Raw genomic sequence first — 16,776 nt, 5'->3', positions numbered from 1 at the left:
CCCTCAGGCCGTGCATTTCCTCGTAACGATCCTTTTCTTCCTGTCTTAAGCCTTCGCTAAGCTGACGACCCTAGTCTGGGGGCATCTTCCTCGATGAGGCGCCCCCATGGAATCCTCAAGCTCTCAGCTTGCGACAGCGACAGTTGCGGTCAGCAATGATGTTTCGCCTGTTATCCGTTCCAGTACTTCTTCTCTTGTACCAATAGGGACTCCGTCTCCTGAGACGCCAGCGCCATCCGATGTCACGATGCGCAACGAGTTGTATTGGTGCGATATAGCTGGCCGGCCTCAGGCAGAGGCCTTCGTGAAAGCTTGTTTCCAGCGTCACCATAGTGCGCGCATTTACGTCCACTATTCTCGTCTGCTGGTGATGCAGGGTGAGCCAGAGGATGGCCATTCGCTTGATATCGGAGATGTCGACATTCATGCAGTGACTGGGCTGATGCGCGCCGATGAAGGTCCCTTGAGGGTGGAAGCCTATCTTGGAGTTCGCATCGAGACGCTGCTGGCCGACACTGAGCAACGTCAGATCGAACGGCATCAGATAATGGAGATCGGTGCACTATGCAGCGCCACTGCGGGTGCAGGACGGATGCTGATGTTGGCTCTGGTTGAGGTGCTGGCGAGTCTCGAGGTCGAGTGGCTGGTGGTGACGGCTTCGCGCGAGGTGAGAAATGGTCTGTCACGTCTGGGTATCGCCATGCGTGATATGGGCAAGGCTGACCCCACATGCCTTGACAGCCAGGATGATTGGGGAAGCTATTATGCACATGATCCTCGCGTCGTCGTGATTCGTCCCTTGGACGAGGCTCAGCGTATGGGCAGCTCTCCTATGGGACGCCGATTGCTGGCTGGAGCACCACGCTTTCTGCAGACAAGCCTTTCACCATTCCCGGCATTTCCTACCACTAACGGAGGATGCTGAGATGAACTCACGACTGCTGGAGACGCTAGAGCTCCTGTCCGAGGTCGACCCTGCGCGAGTCTTGCTGATAGGGCGCGATGCCATCCATGAGGATCAAGATTACACGGCAAAGCAGCTATGGGAGGCGATCGAGGTACTTGCAGGCGCCTTCAATGCCGCTGGTATTCGCCATCTGGGGTTGGCGGGGGACAACAGTCCGCAGTGGCTTGTTATCCAACTTGCCGCTTGGCGGGCGGGTATTGTCGTTACTCCTGTAGCGAATTTCTTCAGTGCCGAGCAGTGCCGGCATCTGTTGGCCACTACGGCACTTGATGCCATCGCGAGCGCTGAACCGGGGGCGTTGACTCGTCTGGCCAGTCTAGAGGCTTCCACTGAGAGTCTGGCCGATGAGTCATGGCATGCGCAGCTGGATCATGAGATTGGCGAGGGCGAATGGAGGTCCCGCTGTCTGTCGTTGGAAAAGGGAGAGGCGGTCTATCTGATACAGCGCTCATCCATCCCTGCTGCCGTCCCAGCCGGCACTGCATTGATCACGTTCACTTCTGGTACGACAGGGGCGCCCAAGGGAGTCTGTCTGTCGCTTGAGCATCTTGAAAAGGTTCTTGGGGGTCTATCGGCACGATTGGAGCCCGTGACGCTCAAGCGGCATGGCGTTCTCCTGCCGCTGGCAGTGCTGCTGGAAAACCTCGCTGGTGGTCTGCTGGCACTGTGGCAAGGCCGCTGCGCCATCGTGGATACCGCTGGTTGCACTGGATTGATTGGCAGCGGAGGGCTCAATGCCCTGACGCTTGAATCCTGGCTTGATGAACGTCGGCCCCAGAGCCTGATTCTGGTCCCTAATCTGCTGCAGGCATTGGTTGCATTGTGTGAGAGCTCACCGATTGAGTCACCTTGGCGCAACTCACTGAGGCTGGTCGCGGTAGGTGGGGCCAAGGTCCCCGCTTCGCTGCTAGCGCGTGCCATTAGGCTTGGCCTGCCGGTCGCCCAGGGATATGGCTTGTCGGAATTGGGGTCCGTGGTGTGTCTGTCGTTGCCTGGGGAGGAAAAAGGCGAAATTGACAGTGTCGGCCAGCCGCTTGAGGGCCTGAATCTCTCACTCGATGATACGGGACAGCTGATGATCCACGGCCGTCGCATGCTGGGCTATCTGGGGGAACTGAATCCCTTGTCAGCCGATCAGCCATGGCCCAGTGGTGACCTCGCTCGTTGTCTCGAAACCGGGGGCTGGTGTCTGGAAGGGCGACAAAGAGACGTGCTGATCCTTTCCTCGGGCCGAAATGTCTCGCCAGGATGGATCGAGGCAGAGCTGGCACTCATTCCCGGTATCCGACAGGCCTTCGTGGAGGGTGATGGTCTATGCGGATTGATTGCCTTGCTGGCACCGGTGCTCAACGGAGACTCCACGTGTACGGAGGGTGCCATTGCTCGAGCGATTACCCTGCTCAATTCTCGTTTGCCTGATTACGCCCGACTTGTTGCCTGGCAGGTACTGAAAGCGTCACCGGATACCTCGCAGCCATTATCGATTGCCAGTGGTGAAATGACGGATAACGGGCGTCTCAGGCGCGCGCGTATTCGTGAACTGCGTGGTGATGATCTCAAGCGATTGGCTCAACGCATCTCGACGCCATCGACCGTGTATCCCTGCCTCTCTTCTTCCCAAGAGTCTGACGTGTTGTCACGTCATCACAGTGCTTCCTGAGGAAATGATCATGTCCTTGAATAACAACGTCTCATCATACCAATCTGTCAATCGGCAGGCGGATACTGGCGAAGTCGCTACTCAGACTCCTGCTGCCTCTGGAGCTGGCATCCCCTCCGACAATGGCCGGCCTGATGGGTTCTACCGTCAGTTGGTAGCTGCCACGGCCACGGAACGCGAGAAGTTGCTGTCCGGTCCTCTGGTGGCCCGTGCACTGAATGGCCAGATCACCCTGGCGGAATATCGCGCCTTCCTGGCCCAGGCCTATCACCATGTGCGCCATACCGTATCGCTCATGATGGCCTGTGGGGCGCAGTTGTCAGAACCCGCTCATGTCTCGCGAGACGCGCTGCGTATGGCCGTCGCGGAATACATTGATGAAGAGAAGGGACACGAGCATTGGGTACTGGATGATCTCGCTGCGACGGGAGTCCCTCGTGAGAGGGCGGTGCAACGAGCGCCACTGTTGGCAACCGAGCTGATGGTGGCTTATGCCTACGACAGCATACGTCGGCGTCATCCACTCAGCATGTTCGGGATGGTGCTGGTGCTGGAGGGGACCAGTACTGCTGTGGCCAGCGGGGCCGGACGAGCCGTGCGTGACAGTCTGGGGCTCGGAGATGATGCCTTCCACTATCTTTTTTCTCATGGCGAGCTTGATATCTCTCACATGGAGTTCTTCGCCAACCTCATGGACAGTATCACCGATGAAGGAGAGCAGCAGGCAATTATCCATGCCGCCAAGGCCTTCTATCATCTCTATTCCAGTGTCCATCAGGCTGCGCTCGAGGATGCATTCCACTGGACTGATGCGGCGCTTGCAGCGGATTGCGCCATGGAGAAGGAGGCGTTGGCATGAGCCACTCGCTTCACGCATCCAGAGTATTGATCACAGGGGCCAGTGGCGGGATAGGACGGGCACTGGCCCATGAGCTGGCGAGGCTCGGCTGTGAACTATGGTTGGTAGGGCGTCGTCGTGACACGTTGGAGGCATTGCGTGATGAGTTGCCCAAGGGCGTGGTAACCAGCTTGCTGGCACTTGATCTGACCCACGTCAGTGCCCGTGAGGCATTGAGTGATGCACTATTGACCTGTCCTCAGTCTCAGCGCCCTTTTCTGGTGGTACATCTGGCGGGTGTGAATGAGGTTGGCTGGTTTGCCCAACAGTCGAGCGAGAAGGTGGAACGATTGCTCGACATCAACTTGACCAGCACGATCTTGCTGACCCAGCAGCTCTTGCCGATCCTGGCGTTGGCAGAAAAAGCACAGTTGATGCTGGTGGGGTCGATGCTTGGTCATATCGGCCACCCTGGCAATGTTGCCTATTGTGCCTCGAAGGCAGGACTCAGGGGGTTCAGTGAGGCATTGGCGCGAGAGCTCGCGGGCAGTTCCGTGAAGATACAGTACATTGCACCTCGGGCAACTCGTACTCCCATCAATCCACAACATGTTGAGCAGATGAACGCGGCATTGGGCAATGCCATTGATGAGCCAGAAAGCGTTGCGAGACTTGTGGTGAAGCAGTTGGCTAGTGGGCAAGTGCGCCAAACGATAGGGTGGGCAGAGCGATCCTTCGGTGTGCTCAATAGTTTGTGGCCGGGACTATTGGACCGTGGATTGGCAGGCAAGCGTCAGGTCATGGAACGCCATCTCGGTCCGCTCTCGCATACGAATGAAAAAATAGAGGCTACCTCCCATAAAGCGTGAGGATGCGACTAGCACGTCAAATTCGTGCGAGCGGCCGCGGCGTAGAAGTCTGTCTGCCAGTATCCTTGGACAGCAATGCAAAAGGCCTCCCGAGGGAGGCCTTTTCATTTCTCTGACGCGGCATCAGGCACAGGCCTGAGGGCCATCAGTCCCAGTCAGGGGCGAAGTCCGGGTTGGCGATGCGCTCACCGCGATCCAGCTCGGCGATCTTCGCCATGTCTTCACCGGTCAGTGACATGGAGAAGGCCTCGAAGTTGCTCTTGATATTCTTCGCCTTGGTGGAGGACGGGAAGGTGACGATGTCCTGCATCTTGAGCCATGCCAGGGCGATCTGCGCCGGGCTGGCGTCATGACGTTCGGCGATGGCCTTGAGGGTGTCATCGTCCATCACCTTGCCGACTGCCAGCGGCATGAAGGCAGTGACTTCGATGCCCAGCTCGTGGCACTTGTCGATCACCTTGCGGTTTTGCAGGAACGGGTGGACCTCGACCTGGTTGGTGAGCAGCTCGTCACGCCCCACGATGCCCACGGCACGTTCCAGCTGTTCGCAGGTGAAGTTGGACACCCCGATGTGGCGTGCCTTGCCCGCTGCCTTCAGCTTGGCCAGTACCGGCAGGTAATCTTCCATCGGCACTTCATCGTTCGGCGACGGCCAATGGATGAGCAGCAGGTCGACGTGATCGGTCTGCAGGCGTTCCAGGCTCTCCTCGACACTCTTCTCCATGTCACCCGGCACCAGGCGGTCGTGCCAGATCTTGGTGGTGATGAAGAGCTCTTCGCGCGGCACCTTGCTGTCGGCGATGATCTGTCCGACTTCCGCTTCGTTGCCATAGAACTGGGCGGTATCGATGTGGCGATAGCCGGTGTCCAGTGCGGTATTCAGGCTGTCACGCAGCGTCTCGCCCTCGAGACGGAAGGTGCCAAAGCCGGGATTCGGTAGGGTAGTCGACATGCAATAACTCCTGTTGAGCGCGCCCGATGTCTGGTGCAGTGAAGGACGCGTATCCATGTGTGTTCCCCTCATGACTGGGGCTTGATCAGCGACATGACAACCACGCGGCGCTGCATCAGTCCTGTGCCACTGTCGCAACAATCGCACCCAGGCCGCGTGCCTTCTGCCTTTCCGCTCATTCGTTGGCCGTGATCACGAATTTCAGCGCTCGGCGTTCGCCACGCTTCAGCTCGGCAAGGCAGGCTGGCAGCGCCGTGAATGATTCGATGCAGGGCGCCGGCTGGTTCAGGGTGCCATCGGCGATCGCTTCGAGCAGACCTTCCCCCGCCGTGACCAGGCGTGCCCAGTCCTCATCGTCACCCGCCCAGTGCAGTGCCCCGAGTGCGACTTCGTGTTGCGAGATGGCGCGATCGAAGGCCGGCGCGGCCGCCTGCTCCAGACGGTCCTGGATACAGACGATATGGCCGTTGGCTCCCAGGTGGCGGGCCATCTTGCGGGCGTGATCCCCATTGATGGTATCGACCACGGCGTAGACCGGGGCGTCCAGCTGCTCGGCGTCCGTCAGGGTCTCGTCGGCGCCCAGCGCCTTGAGGTCCGCGTGGCGCTTCTCGGAGGCGACGGCGATGACGTGGAAGTCGCGCTGTCGGGCCAGCTGGATCAGCCAGCGGCCCACGCTGCCGGAGGCACCGGTGATCAGCAGGCGTCGACCGGCCTTGACGGGCAGCTTCTCGATGGCGAGCCATGCGGTCAGCGCCGGGCAGGGGAAGGCGGCGGCGTCATTGAAGCCCAGGGTAACGGGCAGGCGCATCACGGCCCGCGCCGGAACCCGCAGGCGCTTGCTGAAGGTACCCGGCCCCGCCAGGGTAGTGTGGACCGCGATGCGATCTCCCGGGGAGACGTGGGTGACATTCGCGCCGCAGGCGATCACCTCACCCGAGGCATCGACCCCGGGAATCTGACCGGCTTGCCACAGCTCGCTGTCCATCGCCATGAACTTCCAGTCGACGGGATTGAGGCCGATGGCACGCGTGGCGACCAGTACCTCGTCGTCTCCCGGTGCGCCGATGTCCACCTCTGTCTGCTCGAGCGCCTCAGGCTCTCCCGGCCCCTGCCATACCCAGGCGGGCGCTCGGGTGGTGCCGTGACGGATGTCTTGCGGGGTGGTGGTTTCCGTGGAATCTGACATGGGATCTCCTTCAAGCGTGAATGGTGAATCCTTTCCGCCATGGCGGGGGCAGGGCAGTGCGACCCGTCAGCCCTCATGAAAAGTGCGGCAGCACCTCACGGCCCAGTTCCTCGAGGGTTTCCGTGAGCGGGCGGCGATTGCGGCGCAGATGGAAGCCGATGTGATTCACCCCGGCATCCTGCATGGCCGACAATTCTTCCATGAGGGCAAGGCGGCCACTCGACAACCCGAAGCGATGACGACGCACCGGGGCGTGCGGATCTTCTTCCAGATTGAGGTGGATGAAACTGACGTAGGGCTTGTCACCGGCGACCTGACGCCAGAGCGCCACGCGACGGATGTGATCCTGTGGCGTGCCCGGGTAGGCCAGCCAGCCGTCCATCTCGCGACCGATCCACTCGGGCGTCTGCTGGGAGAGCCCGGCACTCAACAGCGGCGGACGCGTCGCGGCAGGCAGGATGGCCTGACCGTCGCGCAAGGCGTCGTCCGCCTGGCCCTTGATGACGTCCACCGCGTGGCGGAAGGCGGCACCGCGGGTGGTGAACTCCTCACCGAACAGCGGGTATTCCGCCGGTCGGTCGCCACTGGCGACGCCCAGCAGCAGGCGGTCTTCGCTCAGGGCCTGCACGCTGGCGGCGGCCTTTCTCACCAGCCACGGCTGGCGCAGCGGCAGCACCGCGGCGGCAGTGCCCAGCAGCAGGTTGTCGGTGTGACTGGCCAGATAGCCCAGGTAGGTGAACAGCTCGAAGACCTGACCGGCATCGCCGAAGGCGGGGTCGAACAGCGGCACGTCACGCAACCAGGCGGCGCGGAAGCCGAGCCTGTCGACCTGGCCGATCAGCTCGGCATGGGCGCGCATGTCAGGCACGCCGAAGGGCGTGGAGGGGGCTCTGTCAGTGCGGACCCAGTCATTGTCCAGGGGCAGTTCGACGCCCAGGGTCAGGGGGCCTTGAGTGAGGCGATCCAGCGGGCGGGTCGGGGAGATCATGGTGGACTCCTTCAGCAAGCAGGTGGGTAGACGACGGTGCCCCCGAGCCAGCAGGCTGAGCTGTCGGAATCGGGGGCACGTCGTGATGGCGGTAGGCTTCGCGGCGGATCAGGCGGTCGCGATGGAAGACGCGTGACGCTTGTCGAGGCGACCGGCCAGCAGGGTCAGCAGCAGGGCGGCGGTGACGATCAGCGCGCCGATCCAGGCGGTGTCGGTCAGTGCCATCCCGGAGACCACCTGGCCACCGACGATGGAGCCCAGTGCGATGCCGATGTTGAAGGCGGCGATGTTGAGGCCGGAGGCCACATCAACGGCCTGCGGCACGAAGCGTTCGGCCTGCTGCACGACGTAGACCTGCAGGCCCGGCACGTTGCCGAAGGCGAAGGCACCCCAGATCAGGATGGTGATCACGGCGGTGATCGGGTTGGCGGCAGTGAAGGTCAGCACGCCGAGGATGACGATCAGGCCACCGAAGATCAGGGTCAGGGCGCGGATCGGGCCCATGCGGTCAGCCAGCTTGCCGCCCTGGATGTTGCCGATGGCGACCGAGACGCCGTAGACCAGCATGATCAGACTGATGGCGCCTTCATTGAAGCCACTGACGTCCTGCAGCAGCGGGGCCAGATAGGTGAAGGCCGTGAAGGTGCCGCCGTAGCCGAGAATGGTGATCAGGTAGACCAGCAGCAGGCGCGGATGGGTCAGAACCTTGAGCTGTTGGGCGAAGGTGGCCGGTACGCTCTTCTTGAGATTGTTGGGCACCAGGATGGCGCTGCCGATCAATGCCAGCACGCCGAGCACCGAGACAACCAGGAAGGTGGCGCGCCAGCCGAAGTGCTGACCGATCCAGGTGCCCAGCGGCACGCCGGTGACCAGTGCCACGGTCAGGCCGGTGAACATGATGGCGATCGCACTGGCTTCCTTGTCCTTGCTCACCAGGCTTGTCGCGATGGTGGAGCCGATGGAGAAGAACACCCCGTGGGCCAGGCCGGTCAGGATACGCGCCGTGATCAGCGAGCTGTAGCTGGGTGCCTGCCAGGCCAGCAGGTTGCCGGCGATGAACAGCGCCATCAGTCCCAGCAGCACCAGCTTGCGATTGAAGCGGCCGGTCAGGGCAGTCAGCACGGGGGCGCCGATGGCGACACCGACGGCATACAGGCTGACCAGCAGGCCAGCGGAAGGCAGAGAGACGCTCAGATCCTGAGCGATGGTGGGCACCAGTCCGACGATCACGAATTCGGTGGTCCCGATGGCAAAGGCGCTCAACGTCAGCGCCAGCAGGGCAAGAGGCATGGCAGTTCTCCATCAGCAATGGGTGGGTCTTGGATGCTGTGCAGTCTGCCGTGGTTGAGTTTTGCGATAAACGGAGTGATTCGCAAAAGACCTTTGTGATTATTGAAAATATCCGCGTGTGGACATGGCCTCCGCCGTTCAGGGGACCAACACGACAACGCCCGCACTCCACTGAAGGAGCACGGGCGTTGTCGTGTCGAGAGGCTGCTGGCTCAGTCGTCCGTCGGCCAGACCTTGTAGATATGGTAGGGCGGCTGGCCCTCGTCCTCTCCGCCTGCGAAGGGCGGCGTGCTGTCCAGCTGATTGACGGTGACATACAGCCAGCCGTCAGCGGCCATGCGCACGCCATCCGGCCAGTCGAGGCGCTCGTCGCGGACCAGCGGCGTCAGTTTGCCGTCCGCCCCCAGCACATCCAGCCCATGCTGATTGAGGTTGGTGAAGTAGTGGATGCCCCCGGCGGTATCCGCACCGTCCGAGATGGGCTTGTCGCCGACGCGCGTGATGGCGGCGGCAATGGTGTCGTGATCGGCATCTTCACGCAGCAGTCTGGCCGGGACGCTGTACCAGCTGTGGCCGGTCATGGCACCGAAGAAGACCGTCTCGCCGTCATCGGACAGGGTGATCGGGTCAACGCCGACCTTGGCGGGCTTGCCATTGAACGGGATGTCACGGCCATCGATCTTCAGGGTGGCGTCTGGCTCGGCTTGCAGTGCGGCGTGTTGGCTGAATCGGGACGCCTCGCCGGAGGCCAGATCGACGGTGATCAGGCCCGGGTTGGCGATATCGGCCAGATACGCCACGCCGCGACTGCGATCCACTGCCAGGTCCTGCACGAAGCTGCCTTCAGGGGCGATATCAGTGGGCAGGGTCAGCTTGGTGATCAGCTTGCCCGAGGCAATGTCGAAGCCCCACAGGCGGGTCTTGCCCAGATGCAGGCCCATGTCGGTGATCCAAAGGCCTCCCTGGCCGTCCTGATAGATGCCCAGCGGGGAGTCGATGGTGGCGTCGCTGTAGCGGCCGGCGTGGGTCTGGAGGGCGGGTGAGGGCCAGGCACGATAGCTGTTCTGGCCGGTGATCTCGACCAGCTGCACGTCGTGATCGCCATCCATCGGGTGGATGGTCGCGAAGACTCGTCCAGCGGGTGTCACGGCGACGTTGCCGGGACGTATCTGCATCACGGCCACCGAGCGCATCTCACCGTAGGCCGGGCCGGGTTTGAGGGACGAGGTGGTGGCGGGCAGGGTGGAATGGCCGGTGGCGCAGCCCGTCAGCAGGCCTGAGAGCAGGGCGAACACGCCCAGATATCGGGTCGAACGGACGGCGTTGTGCATCAATGCTTCCTTGTCTGGTGAGGCGGTTGTGACGGTCGTCTTCAGCGTCTCGTTTCGGGAGACGGCATGTTTCATCGCCTACAATTATCAATGAAATCAAACAGGTAGGATAACGCAAGTCACAGTGCTGTCCAAAAAAAACGCCCTGCGAGAGGGCGTTTTCGAGGCCGGGAAGATCCGGCGCTGATGTGATCAGGCGTGACGCGCGATCATGGCATCGAAGTTTTCCTTCGGCTGCACGCCGGTCAGGGCTTCGATCTTCTCGCCGGACTTGAACAGGGCGATGGTCGGCAGACCGCGGACGCCGTTCTGCGCAGCGAGATCCGGTGCATCGTCGACATTGATGGCAACGACCTTGAGGGCGTCACCCTGTTCTTCGGCGATGGATTCGACGATCGGGTCGAGCATCTTGCACGGGCCGCACCACGGCGCCCAGAACTTCACCAGCACCGGCTGCTCGCTCTCGATGACTTCCTGGGTGTAGTTGCTGTCTACCACTTGCGCAAAATCAGCCATTTGACTCTCCTGTGCATCCCTGAGGATGCGTGATTCAGATTGGCACCGCACGTGCCGGATGGGCACACACTAACGCCCCGGGACTTTCGTTCGCAAGCGCATTCTCTCATGTCAGCAGAAACATATGCGTGCCGATCAAGCAACAGTGAGGGCTTGCGGCGACCGCTGGCGAGGAGGATTTTCCGCCTGTCTTCTCTTCTCTTCTCTTCCGTTCTGATACCGACCGAGCCCAGCGAGTGACATCAGTGAGACATGCACGCCGTCACGCGGCTGACATGAGAATGTCACTTGATATATGGAAAATCGTATATATGATTTTCCATATGTCAGATCGTCAACCGATCTCGCGTCTCTCGCACTCTGCCCAAGGAAGCTGTCATGAAGTCGTCAAGTCGCGATGCGGCGCTGGAGGATGGCGCTGCCGCTTCCCTGACCCCGTTGGGGATATTCAAATGTCTGGCCGAAGATACCCGCTTGACCATCATGCAATTGCTGAGCGAGACGGGAGAATTGTGTGTCTGCGAGCTGATCTGGCTGCTGGAGCGGCGTGAGCAGGACATGCCGGCACGCGAGACGCCCCACGCAGGTGGAGAGCGCCCCGGCATCTCGCAGCCCAAGGTCTCGCGCCATCTCGCACAGCTGCGCGACTGCGGACTCCTGAGCAGCGAGCGACGCGGCCAGTGGGTGTATTACCGGCTGAGCCCCGCCATGCAGGGCTGGCGACACGCGATCCTGATGGCGGCCTGCGAGGCACAGCAGGAGGAGGTGGCGCGCTGGCGTCAGTGGCTGGCGGCCATGCCCAATCGTCCCGAGCGCTGCGCCAGTTGACGCGCCTGCCAATATCCATCGCAGGCAGGGAGGTGTCTGCCCAGCCCTCCGCCTGAAACACGTCACACCCCTGATCCCACATTGACCCTCACGAGGAAATTACGATGCCTGCTCATGATGCTCCGTCCTACAGCGCTTCACTGACGCTGCCCGCTGGTCTGCCACCTCTGCGAATCGGCATCAATGGCTTCGGCCGTATCGGTCGGCTTGCGCTGCGCGCGCTGTGGAAGCTGCGCGAGGATGTCGCGCTGGACGTGGTACGCATCAATGACCCGGGTGGCGATGCCGCAACCTTCGCACACCTGCTGGAATTCGATTCCGTGCATGGCCAGTGGTCGCCGGGCGCCGGTATCACCAGTGACGATGAGAGCGTCATCATCGATGGTCAGCGTACGCTCTTTTCCAGCCAGCGTGAGATCGGTGACACCGACTGGTCGGGCTGCGATGTGGTGATCGAGGCCTCCGGCAAGAAGAAGAGCACCGAGGTGCTCAATGCCTATCTCGAGCAGGGCGTGGCGCGTGTCGTGGTCTCCGCGCCGGTCAAGGAAGCGGGCGTACTCAATATCGTCATGGGCGTGAACGATCATCTCTATGATGCCCAGACGCATCGCATCGTGACGGCGGCCAGCTGTACCACCAACTGTCTGGCGCCGGTGATCAAGGTGATTCAGGAGCAGTTCGGCATTCGCCATGGCTCCATGACCACCGTGCACGACATCACCAATACCCAGACGATTCTGGATGCGCCGCACAAGGATCTGCGCCGTGCGCGGGCCTGCGGCATGAGCCTGATTCCGACGACCACCGGCTCCGCCAAGGCGATCAGCGTCATCTTCCCGGAGCTGGAAGGCCGCCTGAACGGCCACGCCATTCGCGTGCCGCTGGCCAATGCCTCTCTCACCGACATGGTGTTCGAGCTCGATCGCGAAGTGACGGTGGAGGAGGTCAACCAGGCGCTGCAAACTGCGGCAAAAGGCGAGCTTTCCGGGGTGCTGGGGTATGAGACACGCCCGCTGGTGTCGATCGATTTCCGTACCGATTCCCGCTCCAGCATCATCGATGCACTCTCGACCATGGTGGTCGCGGGGACCCAGCTCAAGCTGTACGCCTGGTACGACAACGAATGGGGCTACGCCAATCGCACCGCGGAACTGGCACTGAAAGTCGGCCTGGGTGATCTGACCGACGCCAGCACACAGGAGCGCTGACATGCTTGCCCGCCTGCAAGAGCTGCCCCATGAGGTGCGCCAGTACCTGCTGGTGACCGGCAACTACTGGGCCTTCACGCTGACCGATGGCGCGCTGCGCATGCTGGTGGTGCTGCACTTCCACTCGCTGGGCTATTCGGCGCTGGACGTGGCGATGCTGTTCTTGTTCTACGAGGCCTTCGGCGTCGTCACCAATCTGGTCGGCGGCTGGCTTGGGGCACGGCTCGGCCTCAATCGCACCATGAATGCGGGGCTTGCGATGCAGCTGGTGGCGCTCGGCATGCTGCTGGTGCCGGAACCCATGCTGACGGTCATCTGGGTGATGATCGCCCAGGCGCTGTCCGGCATCGCCAAGGACCTCAACAAGATGAGCGCCAAGAGCGCCATCAAGGTGCTGGTGCCCAAGGGGCAGCCGGTGGAGGAATCGCAGAGCGCGCTGTATCGCTGGGTCGCGTTGCTCACCGGCTCCAAGAATGCGCTCAAGGGACTGGGCTTCTTCCTGGGCGGGGCGGCGCTCAGTCTCATTGGCTTCCAGGGCACCGTCATGGTCATGTGGCTGATGCTGGCAGGCGTGCTGGTGCTGTCACTGCGCAAGCTGTCGGCATCACTGGGGCAGAGCAAGGCCAGTCGCAAGCCGGCATTCCGTGAGATGTTCTCGACCTCGCGGGCGGTCAATGTGCTCTCGGCGGCTCGACTGTGCCTGTTCTCGGCACGTGACGTCTGGTTCGTGGTGGCCTTGCCGGTCTATCTGGCCGAGGTGCATGGCTGGCATTTCTGGACGGTCGGCGTACTCATGGCCGCCTGGGTGATCGGCTATGGCGGTGTCCAGACCCAGGCGCCGCGCATCACCGGTCCGCTCTCACGCCGCTTGAACGGCGCCACCGGCGTCCGCTGGGTCACGGTGTCGCTGGCGGCCGGCCTGGCACTGCTGCCGGCGCTGATGGCCAGCCTGCCGCTGGATGCGCCACAGGCGGCCGATATCAGTGGTGCCATCCTGTTGGGGTTGGCGCCACTGGAATGGTTGATCATCGGCCTGTTGGTATTCGGGGCCGTCTTTGCGGTCAATTCCAGCTGGCACAGCTATCTGATCGTGCGCTTCGCGCGCAGTGAAGGCGTGTCGATGGATGTCGGTTTCTATTACATGGCCAATGCCATGGGGCGTCTGTTGGGCACCTTGCTGTCCGGTTGGCTCTATCAGGCCTATGGGCTGGAAGCCTGCCTGTGGTGGTCGGCCGGATTGGTGGCGGCGAGTGCCGTGATGGCCCTTGCCTTGCCGCAGGAGTCACACGCAACATCCGATTCGCCTGCCGGCAGTACCTGAGTACCTGAGTACCTTGCAAGGTGTCGCCTGAGGGATCACTTCCTGATCCCCCGACGCCTGTCCATGCACCCAGCGCCACCTTCTACAGAGACGCCACATGTCATCCAGTCACGATCGTGTTTCAACCAGGCAGGCGCCGCACGAGGCCGACGGTGTGACCGCCGTATCCTCTCGCGAGCGATATCGGGACGTGCTGCTCACGTTCCTCACGCTGGGGCTGACCAGCTTCGGCGGGCCGATCGCGCACCTGGGCTACTTCCACGCGGAGCTGGTCCGCCGGCGCGGCTGGCTGAGTGATACGGCCTACGCCGAGCTGGTCGCGCTGTGCCAGTTCCTGCCGGGGCCGGCCAGCAGTCAGGTCGGCTTTGCACTGGGCATGGTGCGTGGTGGCGGAGTGATGGGTGGGGTGCTTGCCTGGGTCGGCTTCACCTTGCCGTCTGCGCTGGCACTGCTGGCATTGGCGCTGGTGGCGGCCAGCCTCGAAGGGCCGCTGGCTTCCGGGGTGATCCACGCCTTGAAGCTGGTGGCGGTGGCGGTCGTTGCCCAGGCGATCTGGGGCATGGCGCGCACGCTGTGCCCGGACCGACGGCGCGCCGGGCTGGCGCTGTTGGCCATGCTGGGCCTGGCGCTGGCGCAGAGCGCCTGGACGCAGGTCGCCTGGGCGCAGGTCGCCTGGACGCAGGTCGGAGTGATCGCGCTGGGTGCAGTGCTCGGCAGCCTGCTGTGTCGTGATGACAGTGCGGCCCTTGTTGGCCAGCAGGCGGGGGCAGCGGGGCTGTCGCTGCCGGTCTCGACGCGCCTGGCTCGCGCCTGTCTGATCGCCTTCTTCGCGCTGTTGATCGCGCTGCCGCTGCTGGCCTCCGGCAGTCTGGTCGAGATCTTCTACCGTGCCGGGGCGCTGGTATTCGGGGGCGGGCATGTGGTGCTGCCGCTGCTGGAGGCCTCCACCGTCGAGACGGGGCGTATCGCGGCCGATACCTTTCTCACCGGCTATGGGGCCGCGCAGGCGGTGCCGGGGCCACTGTTCACCTTCGCCGCCTGGCTGGGAGCGGGCATGGCCCAGGTGGGCGGGGATTCGGCAGTGCTCGGCGCCATCATTGCGCTGTTGAGTCTCTTCCTGCCGGGGATTCTGCTGTTGATCGGCGTGGCACCCCTGTGGGGACGCCTGCGTGCACGGCCCGCAGCACGCGCTGCGCTCGCGGGCGCCAATGCGGCGGTCGTCGGCGTGCTGGGCATGGCGCTGTATGACCCCTTGTGGACCACCAGTGTGCTGAGTCGTCTGGACGTCGTCATCGCGTTGGCGGCCTTCATCGCGCTGACCCGCTTCGCGCTGGCACCCTGGAAGCTGGTGCTGGCGATGGTGATTCTCGGGGCGGTACGTGGGGTGATGTAAGCCTGGCCTTCCGTTCAGAGCACAGCCTGAAAACGAACGCCCCCGTCTGCAAGTTGGCAGGCGGGGGCGTTCTGTTCATACGAGGCGGTTGTCATGCCAGGCGGCGCGTGGCGGTCGTCACACCAGTGACAGCAGGGCGGTGACCAGCAGTTCGTTGTCGTAGTAGGGCGCGCTCTGCTCGCTGATCAGGCGAGTGTCGATCACGGTCAGCCCCATGCGCTCCAGCGCGGGGACGGAGACGCCGCCGGGGTAGTCGCCACGCTGACTGTCCAGCAGCACGATGTTGAGCAGATGCTCGTTGGGGCAGTCGTTGCGCGAGACATCCAGGTCCGCACACAGGGTCTCGATCAGGGTCGCGACCAGTTGCTCGAGTGTCTTGCCGGTCTGCTCCGGGTCCGGACTGCAGTTGGGGATGTAGACCTTGGGACAGGGGTTGGCCAGTATCGCGCGTCCCACCCCGCTGGGCAGCAGGTTGGCGATGACGCTGGAGTAGAAACTGCCCGGCGGAAAGCAGATCAGTTCCGCGGAATCGATCAGCTGACGGTTGTTGAGGTGCAGCGCAGGTCGCACGGGCACGATGGCACCGCCGTCATTGTGCGTCTCTCTCTCTGTGGTGCTGTCCGTCGTATTGTCCTTGGCACTGGCCTTTGGACTGGCTTTTGGACTGGCCTTCGCGCTGGCCTCGACCAGCTGGATGCGCGCGATCGGGCTCTCCAGTGGCGCGACTTCCTTGCCGGTGATCTGGTGCTGGCCGATGATTCTGCGCCCATCTTCCAGGGTGACGGCCAGATGGCAGTCGGCATTGATGATGGCGCGCACCGTCCCGCGTACATGCACCAGCTTGGAGAACAGGAAGATGATCTGGTCGAGCTGCTCATGATGGTTCAGGTAGCCGCCGGCGATGATCAGATTGCCGATGCTGGCGCCGCGCAGATCGAAGCCTGCCGGCATGGCCTCGATCAGGAAGCCCAGCTGATGACAGATGAGCGTGCGCATGGGCTCCGCCACGGCCATGCTGAGTGGATGACGGCCCGCCGCCAGTTCCCGCAGGGTGGCCTGCAGCATCTCCGGGCGTGCTTCGGCAGGCAGACGGTGCGTGAACAACCGGTAGATCTCCGGGTGCCCCAGCACGCTGTCATCGGCCAGCGCCATCAGGCGTGAGCGTAGGTCGCCGATGGCCGGCATCGAGAAGGCGTCACGCAGCTTGGCGGAGCTGCCACCGGAATCAAAGGGCGTCACCAGATGGATGCTGTGATGGGTATAGCGCGTCAGGGTGCGCGAGATGCCCGTCAGCGCCGTGCCGCCGCTGAAGAACAGCACACGGGGGCCGACCTCCGGTGCCTTGTGATAACGCCTGACGCGTAATGGATCCGGGACCCTTGCGGTCCGACTGACCCTGACCTCTGCCATGTTGCGGCTTCCTTTGCCT

General features: G+C 62.7%; 15 protein-coding genes. 8 read left to right on the top strand and 7 right to left on the bottom strand.

The window, feature by feature from the left end:
* Positions 1-106: 106 nt before the first annotated feature.
* From QD172_RS01565 to QD172_RS01550, 4 genes are read left to right on the top strand one after another with little or no spacing between them, the layout of a single operon-like run.
* Positions 107-925, top strand: coding sequence for a thermostable hemolysin (locus QD172_RS01565; RefSeq protein ID WP_279854664.1), 819 nt, complete (start codon positions 107-109; stop codon positions 923-925).
* Position 926: 1 nt separating this feature from the next.
* Entirely contained in the window at positions 927-2,627 is a 1,701-nt protein-coding gene (locus tag QD172_RS01560) for an AMP-binding protein (protein WP_279854663.1), read from the top strand.
* Between the two features lie 16 nt (positions 2,628-2,643).
* Positions 2,644-3,486, top strand: a complete 843-nt coding sequence (locus QD172_RS01555; protein ID WP_279854662.1) for an iron-containing redox enzyme family protein — start codon at positions 2,644-2,646, stop codon at positions 3,484-3,486.
* Positions 3,483-4,334: an SDR family oxidoreductase gene (locus QD172_RS01550; protein WP_141392488.1), complete on the top strand. Its 852-nt coding sequence runs from the start codon at positions 3,483-3,485 to the stop codon at positions 4,332-4,334. Before QD172_RS01555 ends, QD172_RS01550 begins: the two co-directional genes overlap by 4 nt.
* Before the next feature lie 145 nt (positions 4,335-4,479).
* Here QD172_RS01550 and dkgB read toward each other — a convergent pair whose 3' ends face one another.
* The 6 genes from dkgB to trxA form a co-directional block, all read right to left on the bottom strand.
* On the bottom strand, positions 4,480-5,286 hold the full coding sequence (dkgB, locus tag QD172_RS01545) for a 2,5-didehydrogluconate reductase DkgB (protein ID WP_141392489.1): 807 nt from the start codon (positions 5,284-5,286) through the stop codon (positions 4,480-4,482).
* A 175-nt stretch (positions 5,287-5,461) separates the two neighbouring features.
* Positions 5,462-6,472, bottom strand: a complete 1,011-nt coding sequence (locus tag QD172_RS01540) for an alcohol dehydrogenase catalytic domain-containing protein (protein WP_279854661.1) — start codon at positions 6,470-6,472, stop codon at positions 5,462-5,464.
* 73 nt (positions 6,473-6,545) lie between these two features.
* Positions 6,546-7,460, bottom strand: a complete 915-nt coding sequence (locus QD172_RS01535) for a TIGR03571 family LLM class oxidoreductase (RefSeq protein ID WP_279854660.1) — start codon at positions 7,458-7,460, stop codon at positions 6,546-6,548.
* Positions 7,461-7,568: 108 nt separating this feature from the next.
* Complete coding sequence (locus QD172_RS01530) at positions 7,569-8,750, bottom strand: MFS transporter (RefSeq protein WP_279854659.1); 1,182 nt, start codon at positions 8,748-8,750, stop codon at positions 7,569-7,571.
* 212 nt (positions 8,751-8,962) lie between these two features.
* Positions 8,963-10,081 (bottom strand): L-dopachrome tautomerase-related protein, encoded by a 1,119-nt coding sequence (locus QD172_RS01525; RefSeq protein ID WP_279854658.1) that lies wholly within the window; start codon positions 10,079-10,081, stop codon positions 8,963-8,965.
* A gap of 192 nt (positions 10,082-10,273) precedes the next feature.
* On the bottom strand, positions 10,274-10,597 hold the full coding sequence (trxA, locus tag QD172_RS01520) for a thioredoxin (RefSeq protein WP_077375765.1): 324 nt from the start codon (positions 10,595-10,597) through the stop codon (positions 10,274-10,276).
* Positions 10,598-10,975: 378 nt separating this feature from the next.
* Here trxA and QD172_RS01515 point away from each other — a divergent pair, with 378 nt between their 5' ends.
* The 4 genes from QD172_RS01515 to chrA all read left to right on the top strand — a co-directional run bounded on the left by QD172_RS01515 (position 10,976) and on the right by chrA (position 15,347).
* The gene (locus QD172_RS01515) at positions 10,976-11,425 is read left to right on the top strand and encodes an ArsR family transcriptional regulator (RefSeq protein ID WP_136939339.1); all 450 of its coding nucleotides are present in this window, start codon (positions 10,976-10,978) and stop codon (positions 11,423-11,425) included.
* Positions 11,426-11,529: 104 nt separating this feature from the next.
* On the top strand, positions 11,530-12,633 hold the full coding sequence (locus QD172_RS01510; RefSeq protein ID WP_279854657.1) for an ArsJ-associated glyceraldehyde-3-phosphate dehydrogenase: 1,104 nt from the start codon (positions 11,530-11,532) through the stop codon (positions 12,631-12,633).
* Position 12,634: 1 nt separating this feature from the next.
* The gene (gene arsJ, locus QD172_RS01505) at positions 12,635-13,954 is read left to right on the top strand and encodes an organoarsenical effux MFS transporter ArsJ (RefSeq protein ID WP_279854656.1); all 1,320 of its coding nucleotides are present in this window, start codon (positions 12,635-12,637) and stop codon (positions 13,952-13,954) included.
* Between the two features lie 154 nt (positions 13,955-14,108).
* Positions 14,109-15,347: a chromate efflux transporter gene (gene chrA, locus QD172_RS01500; RefSeq protein WP_279854655.1), complete on the top strand. Its 1,239-nt coding sequence runs from the start codon at positions 14,109-14,111 to the stop codon at positions 15,345-15,347.
* A gap of 117 nt (positions 15,348-15,464) precedes the next feature.
* Here chrA and QD172_RS01495 read toward each other — a convergent pair whose 3' ends face one another.
* Positions 15,465-16,757, bottom strand: a complete 1,293-nt coding sequence (locus tag QD172_RS01495) for a GAK system CofD-like protein (protein WP_279854653.1) — start codon at positions 16,755-16,757, stop codon at positions 15,465-15,467.
* Positions 16,758-16,776 lie beyond the last annotated feature (19 nt).

This window comes from Cobetia sp. 10Alg 146, from assembly GCF_029846385.1.
Classification (GTDB): Bacteria; Pseudomonadota; Gammaproteobacteria; order Pseudomonadales; family Halomonadaceae; genus Cobetia; species Cobetia marina.
The sequence above is the reverse complement of the archived record's forward strand: the minus strand, read 5'-3'. Positions and strand labels throughout refer to the sequence as shown.